This is a genomic window from Limosilactobacillus pulli (assembly GCF_947381555.1).
Classification (GTDB): domain Bacteria; phylum Bacillota; class Bacilli; order Lactobacillales; family Lactobacillaceae; genus Limosilactobacillus; species Limosilactobacillus pulli.
Genome location: NZ_CANCWQ010000002.1, coordinates 17,484 through 33,938 on the forward strand (window position 1 = coordinate 17,484; position 16,455 = coordinate 33,938).

The following is a 16,455-nucleotide window of genomic DNA, read 5'->3' on the forward strand; positions in this document are numbered from 1 at the left end:
CCCTTAGTGCTTCGGAATGCGAATGGTAATCTCGTATGAATCCTCAGTATCTTTTTCACTGACCTTGGCTGCCACGCCGCTGTCTTTAACCATCTTGATGGAATGCTTGATGGTGTTGACGGCAATGCGTGGGTCATTGACCTTGATCGATTTAGGCTGCTTTTTCTTGGTCCGCGTTTTTTTAGCTGGTGTCTTAGCAGTCTGCTTTGCCGGTTCAGATAAAGCTTGAGCCGGTTCAGCAGCATCACTAGCTTCAGCTGCCTGCTCAAGAGCCTGTTGAGCAGCTTTTTCGGCACTGGTTGGCTTACCCAAGAGTCTAGCCACGGCATCTTCGGTTTCACGAACGTTCCAGTGCTGGTTGACGATCTCCATCAAAAGCGTGCGCTGCTGATCTTCGTCTAATCCCAGCAAGGCGCGACCATGCCGTTCAGTGATGCGACCATCTAAAATTGCATTTTGGACGGGTTTGATCAGTTTTAAGAGCCGCAGCTTATTGGCCACGAACGATTGACTCTTACCCATTCCCTTGGCCAGGGCTGCTTGAGTCAGGTTGTTGAATTCCATCAATTGCTTATAGGCCTGGGCTTCTTCTACCGGACTCAATTGAGCGCGCTGCAGATTTTCGATCAGCGCCAAGGAAGCCGATTCAGCATCACTCATTTTTTCAACGATTGCCGGAATCTTTTCCCACTCCAGCAGCTTAACGGCTCTGAACCGCCGCTCGCCGGCAATAATCTCGTATTCGCCTGGGCGAAACTTGCGCACTACGATTGGCTGCAGCAGACCGTGCTCACTGATCGTCTGGGCCAGCTCCTGAATCTCGGTCTGATCAAAAACCTTGCGGGGCTGATACTGGTTGGGCACGATGGCGGCAACCGGAATCTCAACGACTTGATTTTTGGTTTCGCTGGCGGCTTGGTGCTTGCCAAGGCCAAACAGTGAAAATGCCATGTTTCAGTCCTCTTTTCTACTCATCTACTCAATTGGCTGCTTGTTGGGTAACCCTGGGCGCCGAGGGTATTTTTTCGGCGTGGCGGCAACTTTTTCAATTACGATCAAGTTGCGTTCCTCATCCGTACCAGGCAGCGTCAGCTTAGTCGTATGATCAACCTGACCGCCCAATGCTTTGACCGCCTTACCGCCCTTTTGCAGCTCGTCTTTAGCGGCACTGGCCTTATAAGCGATAAACTCGCCGCCGACCTTGACCGCTGGCAGACACAGCTCGCTTAAAACCGACAGTCTGGCTACGGCCCGTGCCGTTACCACATCAAAACTTTCACGATATGGGCTCTTTTTGGCGCTGAAGGTCTCAGCCCGATCATGAATCAAGTTGACGTTGTTTAGCCCCAGCTTATTGACCAAGTCGTCCAAGAATTTGATCCGCTTGTTCAATGAGTCCACGATCGTAATCTTTAACTGCGGAAAAGCAATTTTAAGCGGCAGCGATGGAAAGCCGGCCCCCGCGCCAATATCGCAAAGCGTTAATGCTTCAGTCTGCAGACGAGGTTCAGCTAAGGCTCCCGTCAACGAGTCATAAAAATGCTTGAGATAAACTTCTTTTTGATCCGTGATGGCCGTCAGATTGACATGTTCGTTGGTGGCCACCAGATCCTCGTAATAAGTCGCAAATTGAGCCATCTGAGAATCAGTCAGTTCAATGCCGTGATCCTGCAGTGCCCGTCGAAATTCTTCCGGTGTCATAAGTCCTCCTTTGTGAAACAGGAAGATGTTTCACATACTCCATTACTTTACCCCAAAAAAGCCATTGTTTCAAGCACTCCAACGATTTCCAGCGGATTTTTAAATGCCGTCGCGCTAGCTCGATAAACCCGCTGTCAGCCCCGTATCCAGCAACGGTAACGGACCATTTTCAACGTTGGTTCAAGATACACAAAAAGCCGGTTGAATCGCGTTTGGCGAATCAATCGGCTTTTGATCTGAAAACTGGTCAGCCTTCAGATGATTATTTGGTTTTAGCGCATCTTGCCGACTTCTTCAACAAACCACTTGTTAAAGGCAGCCGCGTCGATGTCAACACATACCTTGGCGTTAGTCTTGCCGTCATGGTAGGCACCACGAATGTCGCCAACCATGGCACCGATTGCCGGACCATCAGTTTGAATGTCAATCCAAACGTCCTTGGTCGTAAATGCTTCTGGGTGCAGCAGGTAGAAGATCGTGTTGACGTCGTGCATTGGGTGACCGCCAGTTTCAGCGCTGACGTCGTTGTAGTGGCTGATCAGACCGTAAAGCATCTTACCAGTTTCATTCATGTCCTTGATGGCGTTCAGACTGTCCTGCGTCAGCAAGGCCTTGAGCGTAACGTCCAGACCAACCGTTACGATTGGCACGCCAGACTTGTACATGATTTCAGCCGCATGAGGATCAGTGAAGACGTTGAATTCAGCAACGCTGGTCATGTTACCGCCAGTCAGGGAACCACCCATCGCAACGATTTGCTTGATGTGGCTCTTAACTTCTGGGAATTCCTTGAACAGCAGCGCAATGTTGGTGTAGGAACCAGTTGGCACCAGCGTGATTTCGTCTTCGGCCAGGATGGCATCGCGCAGGGCTTGTACGGCGCTCTTTTCAATTGGGGCACCGTAGTCATTGCCAAAGTCGTAGCCTTCCATCCCCGACGCACCGTGGATCCGCGCGGCGTCTTCAAAAGGCTTAATCAAAGGTTCCTTGGCCCCTTCCGCAACCGGAATCTCGGCTTGCTTGCCAAAGAAGTTAACGATCTTCAAGGCATTGGCCGTCGTCTTGTCAACTGAAACGTTACCAGCAACCGCCGTAATCAGCTTCAAGTCAAGTTCTGGGCTGTTGATTGCCATCGTCAAAGCAGCTGCGTCATCAATACCAGGATCAGTGTCCATAATAATCTTCGTTGTCATCACGAATTCCTCCTTAAAATTACGATCAAGTGTCAGTAAGCGCTTTTACTTTTCTAGGAAACAAAAGGGCCAACCGGAATGGACGGCCAGCCCCCTTTTGACTGGCAAAACGCGTTAGGCGCATGCAGTCGTAGATCTTACCAAACGAACAGACCAACAAAGGCTGCAGACAGCAGTGATACCAAGATACCAGACAGCAGCAGGTAGCCAATGTTTTGAGCGATGTAGTCGTTGGTTTCCTTGTCGGCGATACCCTTGAAACAACCAATGATCATACCAAGCGTACCGAAGTTGGCAAAGGAAGTAACGAACGTGGTCAGAACGGCTTGCAGGTGGTGTGGGTAGGAAGCAATCTTGCCCGTAACTTCACCCATAACAACGAATTCGTTCGTAACCAGCTTCATCCCCATGTCTTGTGACAGCATCCATGCTTGGTGAACAGGCAGACCCAGCAGCCAAGCAAATGGGAACATGATGACACCCAGGATGCTTTCCAAAGACAATTGCTTCCAGAACAGAGCCAGGATGGCATCGATCAAAGCAGCCAGAGCAACGAAGGCAACAACGTTAGCAACGATGATCAGGATCAGCTTACCGGCACCCAGGATGGAGTCGCCCAGGAAGCTGAAGAATGGTTCCTTCTTACCGTCTTCAGAACTACCAACTTTTTCAATCGTGTCTTCTGCTTCAGTAACCGTAACTGGGTTCAGCAGGCTGGTAGCAACCAGTGAGTTAACGATGTTGATTGGAACGGCAGTCAGGATAAATTGACCAGGCATCATTTGGATGTAGGCACCCAGGATCGAAGCCGTAACACAGCTCATGGACATCATGGCGATGGTCAGGTTACGAGCCTTGGTCAGCTTACGGATTTGCATCCCGGAAACGGCCAGAACTTCCGTGTTACCCAGGAACATCATTTCAACGGCAAAGAATGATTCGAACTTTGGCTGACCCGTGATGAATGACAGACCTTTACCAATCCACTTGATGATCCATGGCAAGAAGCCGATGTAAGTCAAAATGTCGAACAGTGGAACGATCATCAGGATTGGCATCAACGCAGAACAGATGAAGTTCAGGTTCTTAACATTGTACCAGGCACCCAGGGCAAAAACAGTACCCTTAGCAGAAATATTGACGATCCAAGCAAAACCGTCGGCAGCGGCCTTAACGCCGGCACGACCAGCAGCTGAACCAGTCAGGAACCAGGCCAGGACCAGGTTCAATACGATCATGATAGCAATTGCTTTCCAGTTGATCGCTTTTTTGTCCTTAGAGAACAGAAAACCGATACCCAAGAAGACAAGCAACCCAAGAATGTTAATTGCAAGATACATGGATATAACACCTTTCTTAAAAACTGAATCTAACTTTTTCTCAATCGCAATTTCTTGGCATCTCAGAATAGCGGAATAATTGCAGTCGAACCAAGAAATCTTGCGTGCCATAATAATATACCCATCTTTTGTAAAACTGTAAACCGCATACATTTGCCAACTTTGTGAAACTATGAAACCGTTATCAGCAATGTTCGTAAGTAAATCGTTTTAAAACAAGGCAAAACTTAAAAGAATGTTAAAGAAGTGTGATTTAAATTTCACAAACTTTTTTCTGATTTCCTCGGTAAAACGTTTAAAGTTTCATATGTTGTTTGCTAGACCATTTAACCAGCCAAAAGAAAAACGAGACTGTAACCACTTACAATTAAGTGGTTATCAGCCTCGCTGCCCCTGCCAAGGATCTTTAGTATACCACGTCAAAATATCTTGATTGGCAAAAAATTAAACACTTAGTGAAAAATGCAAACGTTTGAAATTGAACAAAGTCCGTTATCAGTCGTATTGATGCAAGGCTTTTGAAAGTCGTTTCAACCCTTCTTTAAGCGTCTTTTCCGGCGCACAGTAGCCCAATCTGACGTGTCCCGGCGTATCAAACGCGTCCCCCGGCACCAGCAATACGCCCTGGTCAGCTAGCAGCTGCTCACAGAACTGGTGAATATTAACTGGTACGTCCAGCTTGGGAAATGATGTCGAAACTGCTTGTGGTATCACCACGCTGGCCCGTTCTTCATGTTCAATCCAGTCTTGATAGATCTTCAAATTACCTAAAACCAGCTTGCGATTGCGTACCAGCACCTGCTTTTTATGCCGCAGTATATAGGTCGCCAAAAGATCATTAAAGACTCCACCGCAGATCATCGTGTAGTCGCGATATTTACGAAAACGCTCGGCCAATGCGGCATTGGTAGCCGTCCAGCCGATTCTGATTCCCGGTACCGAATACGTCTTAGAAAGTGAGTTGGTAGCGATTCCTTTATCATACAGATCCACGATGGAAACGAACTTTTCGGGCTGATCCAATGGTAAATAGACCTCATCAACCAAAATGTAGGCGCCTACCTGGCTAGCCAAATCAACGACCTCTTGCAAAAAATCACGATCCAAAACGGTCCCGGTTGGATTGTTGGCATTATTTAGACAGATCAGCTTGGTATCTGGCCGTAGCAGTTTTTTTAGCTCATTGATGTCTGGATACCAATCAGCTTCTTCATGAATGTGCCAGTATTCAACCTCGGCCCCTAGCGACTTTGGAATGTCGTAAAGCTGCTGATAGGAAGGGTATTCGGCAATTACATGGTCACCAGGCTCTACCAGAGCATACAGTGCCAATAAATTGGCTCCCGTTGCGCCATTGGTCTGAAGAATATTGTGCGGATCTACGTGGCGATAGAGCTTGGCAACTTCGGTCTTAAAGCTGGGGGAGCCTTCAATCCAGCCATAGTTCATCTTTTGGGCATTAAGCATCTCATAAAATTCTGCGCCGTGATGACCGTCCAGATTCATCAGCTCATCCATCGTCATTGATGCAATCGTGCTCTGCGAGATGTCATAGCGGGCGCTTTTTTCCCACTTGTTTAACCAGGCTTCTACGCCAAATGGTGCAATCTCAACCATAATCCTTCCTCCTATTCAATTGGAATCGTCTTGTTTAATATCAAAATCAATGAAACAACGGCCAGAATACTGATTAAAGCCATTGTCAGCCACTCGCCTTTGGTTAATCGCTGCTTATGCAAACGGCGCGCCTGCCAATAGATCAAAAATCCCAGCAACAGACTCAACGACAATACCATCACTTGTCGCCAACCCGCCAAGGCTAGTGAAAGCAGCTCAAAAATCGTCAGCAAAATGCCAATAATCAATTGTCCGTAGTCATGCTCTTGCAGACTGTCTTTAATCTGATCCAGCCCCACGAAAAAGTAAACGATCAAGCCGGCTGCCGTACCCAGTGTATAGGCAAAACGATATGCATAAGTCGTAAACAGCAGTGAGAACAAGAACAGACACTGTACGATGGCCGTGACCCAAAGCCCAAACGTTGGGGCACGATGCGAATTAAGCCTGCCAAACACGCGCGGCAAGACCTGATCTTTTTCCATCATCAAAAATGCCTCGGCTGGCAGCATGGTCCAAGAAAGCCAGGCCACCAGCACTGAAATAATCAAACCAGTGCTGATTAAAGCCGCGCCCCATGGTACCACCAGCTGACTTAAAATCGTGCCCATAGCAGGTTGGGAAGCACCAGACAACTGTGATCTTGTCATGACCCCATAAGGCAATAATGAAACCAACAGATAGACAACCAATAAAATCAGCCAGCCGCCAAATGAAGCTGCTACGGCATCATGATGACGCTTGGCGCGGCGGGCCATGACCGAGGCACTCTCAACGCCCATAAACAGCCACATCATTACCATCAGTGAATTTTTAACTTGATGATAGATGCTCAGCGTCGGGTTGTCGTTTGATTGGGCAAGGCACCAAAAGTTATGAATAAATGTCGGCCAGTGAAATGCCAAAATAGCGAAAACTACAAAAATCAAAAGTGGGATCAACTTGGCAATCGTCCCCAATAAATTAAGCAGTGCCGTAGTCTCAACGCCGTAGCTGACAATTACGGTGAAAATGATCGTTAATAAAATCGCCAGCAAAATTGACGGCAGATTCTGACCACCCTTAAAAACCGTCCAAAACGTCCCCAACGCACTCATTACAATCGTAGCAAAGGCCAGGTTGCCCAGCCAAGAATCCAGCCAGTATGCCCAACCCGAGATGAATTCGCCTAACGGACCAAAGACCAGCCCCGCATAGGCAAAAATGCCAGCATCTTGTTTAGGATGACGGACCAAAAGATGATTCAACGAGGCAATCAGACACCAGACACCCAATCCCACGATCAGCCAGCCTAAGATTGCCGGTCCTGGTGCGGCAGCATTGGCCAGATCGCTGCTGATGCCAAAGATTCCCGAGCCAATCGTAGCCCCAACAATCAACGCCGTCAGCTCAAAGCGGCCAATCGTCTTTGTATTTTCCATTGCGTCCCCCTTAGTACAGTTTTGCCTAGATTCTGCACAAATTATCAATTTTAGGCAAACAGTTGCTGATGATTGATGTCAGTTTACCGATTTCTGGGCTGAATCTCAAGCGCTTACACTTAGACAAAATAAAAGACCCGGTGATGATCACCAGGTCTTTTGGGAAGAAGCGCTTGCCGTTGCCATACTAAATATCAAAACTCGATTATTTACCTTGCTTACTTAATTCGGTCTCTTTATGCCAAGAGATCTTATGCAACTTCAATTGTCGACGTTCTCAAATAAGGTTGTACATTAGATACGGCCACTAGATTTAGTTAGTTAACAAGCTTTCTTCAGGAAATTCAATTTATATTGTGTGATGTGGGATGTGTTATGCTGCCATCGCTCCAGCTATAGGCGATTGCTGGATACATTTACAATTTGCAACGGATGAGGTTTCTTCCATGCTTTTATTATAAAATCTCCACAGTTAAAAGTCAACTTAAACCGTGTCACCAAGGCAATGGAAGCGTTATCTTAATTATACGATTTTCCAATTTTTTTCGTTTAAATCAAATGATCTAAACAGGCTTTTTGATTTGGTATAAAATCTTTTTAATCTTTAGCCTGCTTACGTTTATCAACGACCGTATAGCCAACAAACAGCGCGATAAACCAGACAAAACTGATCAGCAATGGCAAACGAGTTGACTTAACAAAGAACAGAATTACCAAAATGGCAATAAAGAAGATAATCGTCAGCCAGCTGGTAAATGGGAATCCTGGCATGTTGAAAGCAGCCACGCCTTTAGGATGCTTTTTGCGATAAGCAATGTGACACCACAAAATGATCAGCCAGACAAAGACAAAGTTGATCGTTGAGACCCCAGAAACAATGTTAAAGATTCCGGCTGGCATGATGTAGTTCAAGATAACAACGATAAATAAAATCAATGACGAGAACTGCAAAGCGTTGTTTGGCACCGCTTGATTGCTTAATTTGGCAAATTTAGCCGGTGCGTTGTGGCCAGTTGCTAAAGCATACAGCGAACGGCTGGTACTAAAGATTGAACTGTTGGTTGCTGACATGGCAGCCGTCAATACCACGAAGTTCAAGATGGCAGCCGCCCCTGGAATCCCAACTGCTTGAAACAGCTGAACAAATGGGCTGGAGGTTGTCTTAATCATGTTCCATGGATAAACAGACATCATGGCAATCATCGAGCCAATGTAGAACAATCCGATCCGTACTGGCAGCGTGTTGATTGCCTTAGGAATGTCGTTGTTGGGATCCTTAGTTTCCCCAGCCGTCAGCCCAACCATTTCAATTCCGACAAAGGCAAAGACAACCATTTGAAAACTCATCAGAAAACCAAGGATACCTTTCGGGAAGAACCCGCCGTGCGACCACAGATTGGTAAATGATGCCGGATCAGCACCTTTGACTGGGAAGTGAACGAAAACCATAATCAGCCCGATAACGATCAAAGCCAGAATAGCAATCACCTTGATCATTGCAAACCAGCTCTCCATTTCACCGAACAGCCCCACGTTGATCATGTTGACCAGCATCAATAAGACGATGATGACCAACGGACCGATCCATTGCGGCAGATTAGGGAACCAGTAGCGCAGGTAGATCCCAGTTGCGGTCAGATCGGCCATTGCCAGACTCAGCCAGCATGACCAGTAAGTCCAGCCGGCCACGAATTCCATGCGGTCGCCCAGGTATTCCTTGACCGAATCAATGAACGAGTGCTTGGTAGTATCAGCTAAAATCAGTTCACCCAAGGCCCGCATCATAAAGAAGCAGAAGATCCCCACGATCAGGTAAGATAAAATGATCGAAGGACCCGCAGCGTGAATGGCCGAACCCGAGCCTAAGAACAGCCCGGTCCCGATTGCCCCACCAATGGCAATCATCGTGATATGACGGCTTTTCAGCGCCCGCGATAGTTTTTGTTCTTGTTGTTCATCCATACTTTCTCTCCTGTAAAACTCTCAATGACAAATATTCCTGTACAGGAGGGCGGCAACACTGACGCAAATAAAAACGTCCCTGACACTAACTTGTGTCAGGGACGTTTTTCAACGCGGTTCCACCCATCTTGCAGACATCTTATATGCCTGCCGCTCTAGCAGTCGATAGAGGAACCACCCTTTATTTCAACGTTGATGCCATAAGATCGATCCCGTGCTTGCAGCTGAGCAGCGGGTCTCTGTAAATCGACCAATAATTAAAAGTTACTAATTATTATAATGATTTTGCAACGTTTGTCAAACCTAAAATCCAGAAATATCGAACAAATCCTTAAACATTTAAGACTTTGTTAAGGAAATTCTGGGTATCTGGGTGCTGTGGATGGTCAAAGATTTGTTCTGGCGTACCATCTTCGCGGATCTTGCCATCATGGAAGAATACCACGCGATCAGCCACCCGCTTGGCAAAGCCCATTTCGTGGGTCACAACCATCATGGTCATTCCTTCTTTGGCCAGGTCCTGCATAACGCCCAAAACATCACCAACCATTTCCGGGTCAAGGGCACTGGTTGGTTCGTCAAACAGCATCACGTCCGGCTTCATGGCCAGAGCACGGGCAATTGCCACCCGCTGCTTTTGCCCACCAGAAAGCGTCTGTGGATTAACATTGGCTTTTTCTTTCAAACCAACGATATCGAGGTAGTGCAAGGCAGCTTCGTGGGCTTCTTCCTTGCTCATCTTCTTGAGTTCCACTGGTGCCAGCGTGATGTTATCAATCACTGACATGTTAGGGAACAGATTGAAGTGTTGGAACACCATCCCGATGTTTTGCCGTACCAGGTTGATGTCAGTCTTCGGGTCGGCAATGTCGTAGCCATCAATATAGATATGACCGCTGTTTGGCACTTCCAAGCGGTTCAGGCAGCGCAGAAACGTACTCTTACCCGAACCAGAAGGCCCAATCATGCAGACAACCTCACTTGGCTTAATGGCTAGATCGATCCCTTTTAAGACCTCATTTTCGCCATAGCTCTTGTGAAGGTCCTTGACTTGTACCTTGTATTGCTTGTCCATGCTATGCCTCCATTCTCTTTTGAACGTAATTCGACAGCCACGTCAGCAGCGTAATGATGATCATGTATATTACGGCAATGATCAGCCACATCTTGAACCCTTCCATGTTCCGGGCAATGATGACCGTCCCTGTCTGCGTCAGTTCCATGACCCCAATTGCTGAAAGAATCGAGGTGTCCTTCAGCGTAATGATCAATTGGTTAACCAAGGATGGCACCATGATTTTCAGTCCTTGCGGCGCGATAACCTTAACCAGCGCCTTGGAGTATGGCAGCCCCAGACTGCGGGCAGCTTCCCACTGACCAACGTCAACGGCTTCAAAGCCACCACGGACAATGGCACCAACATAGGCCCCTTCATCGAGCATCAAAGTCAAGACCCCAGCCGTAAACAGCGGAATCTTTTGGCCAATTACGTTTGGCAGCCCAATGTAGATAAAGAAGGCCAGCACCATCATAGGAATGCCACGGAAGATGTAGATAATCGTGCTGGAAAGGCCCTTCCAGAACTTGCCTTCTGCGATTCCCATAACCCCTAATACCAGACCGAACGCCAAAGCGCACAGTGAACCAATGATTGTCAGCTTAATTGTTTCCCACAGACCAGTCAGCAGGGCCTTGCGGTTGTTCTTGATTAAGCCAAAGATCGTGCGGTCCTTGCTGCTTTCCGTCTTGGTAGCACTGCCCTTGGTGTACTTGTTAATCAGCTTCTTCATGCGGCCAGTTTCTTGCATCCACTTGATCCCATCGTTGATCTTGGCTTGCAGTTCCTTGTTTTGCCCCTTCTTAAAGCCGATTGCAATTGGCGTAGCGTTGATCTGCTTAGTAACGATCTTCAAAGCCATCCCGTTGCGGATCCCGTATTGCAGCACCGGACCGTCATCAAACGTAGCCGCCCCGTTGCCGCTCTTAACATCGTTCCACATTGAGTTGGAAGTCGTAAAGTACTTAATCTTAAAACCGTACTTATCCTTGATAGATTCAGCATACAATGCCCCGGCCGAACCAGACTTAACGTCAACGGTCTTGCCCTTTAACTGGCTCATCTTGGTGATCTTGCTGTTCTTGCCGACCGCCATGACAATCCCGTCTTTGTAGTAGGAAGTTGAAAAGTCGATTGTTGCCTTTCGTTCGTCGGTAACACTCATCCCACCCATACCCGCATCGATCTGACCAGACTGCATGGCCTGCAGAATGGCGTTAAAGCTCATGATCTTGTATCGATACTTGAAATGCTCGTGCTTAGCGATCATTCGAATCATTTCTGGTTCAATGCCGGGATTCTTGCCGGTATAAGTCCCTTGTTTGTTCTGAATTTCAAAGGGAGCAAAGGTGTCGACAACCCCGATCGTGTATGTCTGTTCGGCATGCGCCACCTGCTTGTTGACAAATAATCCAGCGAACGTTGCCATCAGCATTACCGTGCAGCTGATGATTGTGCGTTGCAACCATGACTTCTTCAAATTCCTCACTCCTTTTTACTTATTTTTTAACCATTTACTAATATTCGCGTACTGAATACTTTATCATCTTTTTAATATAAAAAGAAATATAATCATGTCAAAACCATGAACAATTAACATTGTAAGGCCATAATAATTAATTAAAGAATGTAACTATTCCAAAAAACTTAATTAAGTAAATCTAAAATTCAATTAACCAGTTTTTTGGCAACTATTAACTTTTAATTTTGAAACCGCTGTCGATTTAACATTCTTAAGTGACTTGACTTTTTGCACAAATTCATGTTTAAATACCTCTAACTAAGACGCGCAGGAACTCAGTAGGCAGCGACTCCCTGTTCAAAGAAAACCGGCCCAGCTGAAAACCGGCACACAGTCGTTTGGCGAATTACAATCCTGCAGCAACGTCGCTGAACTGAAGTCAATGAGGTGCGTCATGCACGAAGATGGGTGGTACCACGAGCAATTCGTCCCAGAGCCGTTAAGCGGTTCTGGGACGTTTTTCGTTCCTCATGACATTTTTTGGAGGTATTTAAATGAATATTATTGATGAACTGACCTGGCGCGGTGCCGTTAATCAGGTAACTGACGAAGAAGGCCTGCGCGAACTGACGGAAAATGAAAAGATCGGCCTCTACTGCGGGACCGACCCAACCGGCGACAGCCTGCACATTGGCCATCTGATTCCGTTTATGATGCTGAAGCGATTCCAGCTGGCCGGCCACCATCCCGTTATCATCATCGGGGGCGGGACTGGTGCAATTGGGGATCCATCCGGGCGCAAAACCGAACGGACCCTGCAGACGGAATCACAGCTGGAGCACAACGTTAAGTCCCTGACCAACCAGATGATCAAGCTGTTCGGGACGGAAAACTTCACCATCGTCAACAACTATGACTGGCTGTCCAAACTGAGCATGATCGACTTTCTGCGCGACTACGGCAAGCTGTTCAGCGTAAACACGATGCTGAATAAGGAAGTCGTAGCCAGCCGTTTGGAAACCGGGATCTCCTACACCGAGTTTACCTACCAGATCCTGCAGTCCATCGACTTCCTGCATCTCTACCGGCATAATGACGTTCACCTGCAGATCGGCGGGGCTGATCAATGGGGCAACATTACTTCCGGGATTGATCTGATTCATAAGATTGAAGGCCCCGACGCCAAAGCCTATGGACTGACGATTCCGCTGATGCTCAAAGCAGACGGCACCAAGTTCGGTAAGACAGCAGGCGGCGCAGTCTGGCTGGATCCAGAAAAGACGACGCCATACGAATTCTACCAGTTCTGGATCAACCAGGACGACCGCGATGTCATTAAATACCTGAAGTACTTCACCTTCCTGAGCAAAGAAGAAATCGATGCCCTGGCCGAAAAGGTCAAGACCGAGCCATGGAAGCGCGAGGCCCAAAAGACGCTGGCACGCGAAGTTACCAAGTTCGTCCATGGCGAAAAGGCCGTTGAAGAAGCCGAACGCATCACTAAGGCCCTGTTCTCCGGCGACGTTGCCGATTTAACGGCCAACGAAATCGAACAAGGCTTTAAGAACATGCCTTCAGTTGAGGTTGCCAACCAAAAGCAGAACATTATCCTGTGGCTGGTTGACGACACCAAGATCGAGCCTTCCCGTCGTCAAGCCCGCGAAGACGTCAAGAACGGTGCCATCCGCATCAACGGCGAACAAATCACGGACGAGAATGCTGAAATCGATCCAAGCACGCATTTTGACGGCAAGTTCGTAATCGTGCGCAAGGGTAAGAAGCGCTACTGGCTGGCACGGGTCAAGAAGTAGTTGACCCAAGCAACGGTTTTCGCGTTATAATGTAGCTAATATGTACCGTGCGTTAGTAGCAAAACCACTGACAGAGAGATTCCAACTGCTGAGAGGAGTCGCGGCTAAGCGAAATGGAGCGGTGCCAACAACTGAATCAAAGCATTTAAGTGAGGGGCTTTCCCCTAAATTAGGTGGCACCGCGGTAAAGATCGTCCTATTCTCATTTGGAGAGGGCGGTCTTTTTTGGTGCTGAAAGGAGTTTTTCTTATGAAGTTTGATCCTAGCAAAAAAGTCGTTTTGAGCGGCGACCGGCCAACCGGTAAGCTGCACATTGGCCATTACGTTGGCTCACTAAAGGAACGCGTGCGAATGCAAAACAGCGGCAACTACAACATGTTCATCATGATTGCCGATCAGCAGGCTTTGACCGACAATGCCCGTGATCCCGAAAAAATCCACAACAGTCTGATTCAAGTCGCCTTAGACTATCTGGCAGTTGGTCTGGACCCAGCCAAGTCAACGATATACATTCAATCACAGATTCCTGCTTTATCCGAGCTCAACATGTACTACTTGAACCTGGTTACGTTATCACGGCTGGAACGCAACCCAACCGTTAAGGCCGAGATTCAGCAGAAGAACTTTAACCGTTCAATTCCGGCCGGCTTTTTAACTTATCCTGTCAGCCAAACCGCTGATATCACGGCATTTAAGTGTGAGCTGGTACCGGTTGGCGATGACCAGGAGCCAATGATGGAACAGGCACGGGAAATCGTCCGTTCATTCAATAATATCTATGGCGACATTCTGGTTGAGCCAAAAGGGATTTTCCCGCCCAAAGGACAAGGACGGATTCCTGGTCTGGACGGCAACGCCAAGATGAGCAAGTCTTTGGGCAATGCCATCTACTTAAGCGATGACGAAAAGACGTTGCAAAAGAAGGTCATGTCCATGTACACTGATCCAACCCACATTCACGTTGAGGATCCTGGCCATATTGAAGGTAACGTCGTCTTCACCTACCTGGACATCTTTGATCCCGATAAGGAAAAGGTGCAGGAATTAAAGGAACAATATCAAGCTGGTGGCCTGGGCGACGTTAAGATCAAGCGCTACTTGTTTGAGGTCTTAAACAACGAGCTTAAGCCAATTCGCGAGCGCCGCGCTGAGTTTGCCAAGGACATTCCTGCCGTCTACGACATGCTCAAGCAAGGCTGTGCCGATGCCAATGAAGTAGCCAACCAAACGCTGGCTGAAGTCCGTCACGCTATGGGCCTGGACTACTTTGCCTAATTGAAAAAGCTTTGCGCAGATTTTGCGCAAAGCTTTTTTGATACTCATTTAGTGGCCCAGTGAAAGCAGCGTCATAAACGGCAATCACGATAATCACGGCAGCCAAAATCTTTTCCGCATGCGTAAAGATTTGTTGACCATACTGACGACGAGCATACAGATACATCGGCATCCCAATTAAATAAACGATGAATTCGGCCACGGTATACTTTAAGCCCGCCGAAATTCCCATCAGCATTGTGTAGACAAAGGCCAGGCCCGCAACAATCATCCCCCGCTTAGGGTTGTGCTTGCCGCCGTATTCGCGATGCAGCGCGATCTTAAACAAGTAGGCCTCAGCAACCAGATATGGTGGAATCGTTGTCGCAGCACTGATTAAAAGCAGTTTTTCATAAGCTTGGCCATCATAATGTGCCATCAGAATAATCGCTTGAATCGTAATGGTTGCTACCAAAATAGCAAATACTGGCTGATCATTGGCATTGGTCTTGGCAAACGCCTTTGGGAAGGCACCATCTTGTTTAGCGGCATGCTGTGGCAGCTCACAAATCATTTCCAGCCAAGAGATCCAGCTGGCCAACACCGTTAAGATCAATGTCAGACTGATGATGTTGCGGCCCCAGATGTTATGCCAGATGCTGGTCAGAATCGCAGCCGTTGAAGGCGAGGCCAGACGTATCAACTAAGCATATGAGAATACCCCCAGCGACAGCAGACTGATCAAAATATCGATCGTAATGCAGATCAGAAATCCGACCATCGTAGCCATTTTTAACCTGGCTGCGCTTTTTGGCTCGACCGGCCATGACTGCTGCTCCTTCAATGCCGCTAAACATCCACAGCGTAACCATCATCGTTGCCAGCGTCTGCTTTGATACGCTGCCCAGATTCAGATTATGTACGGATGGCATTACCACGTTGGCCTGCATGTCCGTCGTGAATTTCTGCCAGCTGAAGTTGCCCATTAAGGAGATGATCAAGACGGTGATTACGATCATTAAGAAAATCATGGCAATTTTTTGCATCCGGTTGGAAGATTTAGTGCCTTTTAACGTCAACCCCATCATCCCCCAAGTCAAAAGCGAGGCCCCGATCATCGACGGCCAATTGTTGCCACCGGCAAACGTACCAGGGAAAAAGTAGTTGAGTGTATTCATGACCAATACCGCGAACGCTGCATTGGTCGCACAGTTGGACACAAAATATCCCCACGCGGTCAAAAAGCCGACAAATGGTCCAAACCCTTCGACGCCATAATCATACATACCGGCCGTCAAATCAGGCTTTACGGCACTTAGAATCATAAAGACCTCAGCAGTCAGCCACATGCCAATCCCTGTCGTAATCCAGGCTAGAATCTGCGCTGTTGCCCCCGCAACCGTCGCCATGTTTTTGGGCAGATCAAAAATTGCCGAACCAATCATGGCACTGACACAGATTGCGACCAGCCCGGCAAAGCTTAACTGATTATCCCGTACCTTTGAATTCGTCATTACAATCGCCGTCCCCTCTAAATATCCACTCCTTTTTTCGAAAACGATTTCATTTCTACATATATTATGGTCTTGGCTATCTGCAGGCGGCGCATTAATTTTCGATAGCCATTATCATCTATG

Annotated in this window: 13 protein-coding genes; 2 read left to right on the forward strand and 11 right to left on the reverse strand. The window is 47.6% G+C overall.

Annotated features, from left to right (window positions below):
* Window positions 1-3: 3 nt before the first annotated feature.
* The 9 genes from QOS03_RS00915 to QOS03_RS00955 form a co-directional block, all read right to left on the reverse strand.
* On the reverse strand, window positions 4-951 hold the full coding sequence (locus tag QOS03_RS00915) for a nucleoid occlusion protein (protein ID WP_283575048.1): 948 nt from the start codon (window positions 949-951) through the stop codon (window positions 4-6).
* Between the two features lie 24 nt (window positions 952-975).
* Window positions 976-1,701 carry a 16S rRNA (guanine(527)-N(7))-methyltransferase RsmG gene (gene rsmG, locus QOS03_RS00920; protein ID WP_283575049.1) on the reverse strand — a complete coding sequence of 242 codons (726 nt, stop codon included), beginning with the start codon at window positions 1,699-1,701 and terminating at the stop codon, window positions 976-978.
* A gap of 272 nt (window positions 1,702-1,973) precedes the next feature.
* Window positions 1,974-2,894, reverse strand: coding sequence for a ribonucleoside hydrolase RihC (rihC, locus tag QOS03_RS00925; RefSeq protein WP_283575050.1), 921 nt, complete (start codon window positions 2,892-2,894; stop codon window positions 1,974-1,976).
* A 137-nt stretch (window positions 2,895-3,031) separates the two neighbouring features.
* Window positions 3,032-4,234, reverse strand: coding sequence for a NupC/NupG family nucleoside CNT transporter (locus QOS03_RS00930; RefSeq protein WP_283575051.1), 1,203 nt, complete (start codon window positions 4,232-4,234; stop codon window positions 3,032-3,034).
* Window positions 4,235-4,729: 495 nt separating this feature from the next.
* On the reverse strand, window positions 4,730-5,851 hold the full coding sequence (locus QOS03_RS00935) for an aminotransferase (protein ID WP_283575052.1): 1,122 nt from the start codon (window positions 5,849-5,851) through the stop codon (window positions 4,730-4,732).
* Between the two features lie 11 nt (window positions 5,852-5,862).
* Complete coding sequence (locus tag QOS03_RS00940) at window positions 5,863-7,272, reverse strand: basic amino acid/polyamine antiporter (RefSeq protein ID WP_283575053.1); 1,410 nt, start codon at window positions 7,270-7,272, stop codon at window positions 5,863-5,865.
* Window positions 7,273-7,869: 597 nt separating this feature from the next.
* The gene (locus tag QOS03_RS00945) at window positions 7,870-9,234 is read right to left on the reverse strand and encodes an amino acid permease (RefSeq protein ID WP_283575054.1); all 1,365 of its coding nucleotides are present in this window, start codon (window positions 9,232-9,234) and stop codon (window positions 7,870-7,872) included.
* A 331-nt stretch (window positions 9,235-9,565) separates the two neighbouring features.
* Window positions 9,566-10,309: an amino acid ABC transporter ATP-binding protein gene (locus tag QOS03_RS00950; protein WP_283575055.1), complete on the reverse strand. Its 744-nt coding sequence runs from the start codon at window positions 10,307-10,309 to the stop codon at window positions 9,566-9,568.
* Window position 10,310: 1 nt separating this feature from the next.
* Window positions 10,311-11,726, reverse strand: a complete 1,416-nt coding sequence (locus QOS03_RS00955) for an ABC transporter substrate-binding protein/permease (protein ID WP_283575111.1) — start codon at window positions 11,724-11,726, stop codon at window positions 10,311-10,313.
* 581 nt (window positions 11,727-12,307) lie between these two features.
* Here QOS03_RS00955 and tyrS point away from each other — a divergent pair.
* Together tyrS and trpS are read left to right on the forward strand one after the other, a co-directional pair.
* The gene (gene tyrS / locus QOS03_RS00960; RefSeq protein ID WP_283575056.1) at window positions 12,308-13,564 is read left to right on the forward strand and encodes a tyrosine--tRNA ligase; all 1,257 of its coding nucleotides are present in this window, start codon (window positions 12,308-12,310) and stop codon (window positions 13,562-13,564) included.
* Window positions 13,565-13,813: 249 nt separating this feature from the next.
* Complete coding sequence (gene trpS / locus QOS03_RS00965) at window positions 13,814-14,839, forward strand: tryptophan--tRNA ligase (RefSeq protein ID WP_169461820.1); 1,026 nt, start codon at window positions 13,814-13,816, stop codon at window positions 14,837-14,839.
* Here the strand turns inward: trpS and QOS03_RS00970 are convergent.
* Both QOS03_RS00970 and QOS03_RS00975 read right to left on the reverse strand, forming a co-directional pair.
* The gene (locus QOS03_RS00970; protein WP_283575057.1) at window positions 14,814-15,521 is read right to left on the reverse strand and encodes an amino acid permease; all 708 of its coding nucleotides are present in this window, start codon (window positions 15,519-15,521) and stop codon (window positions 14,814-14,816) included. The two genes, trpS and QOS03_RS00970, sit on opposite strands and share 26 nt — an antisense overlap.
* The gene (locus tag QOS03_RS00975; protein ID WP_283575058.1) at window positions 15,466-16,332 is read right to left on the reverse strand and encodes an amino acid permease; all 867 of its coding nucleotides are present in this window, start codon (window positions 16,330-16,332) and stop codon (window positions 15,466-15,468) included. Before QOS03_RS00975 ends, QOS03_RS00970 begins: the two co-directional genes overlap by 56 nt.
* Window positions 16,333-16,455: the final 123 nt, after the last annotated feature.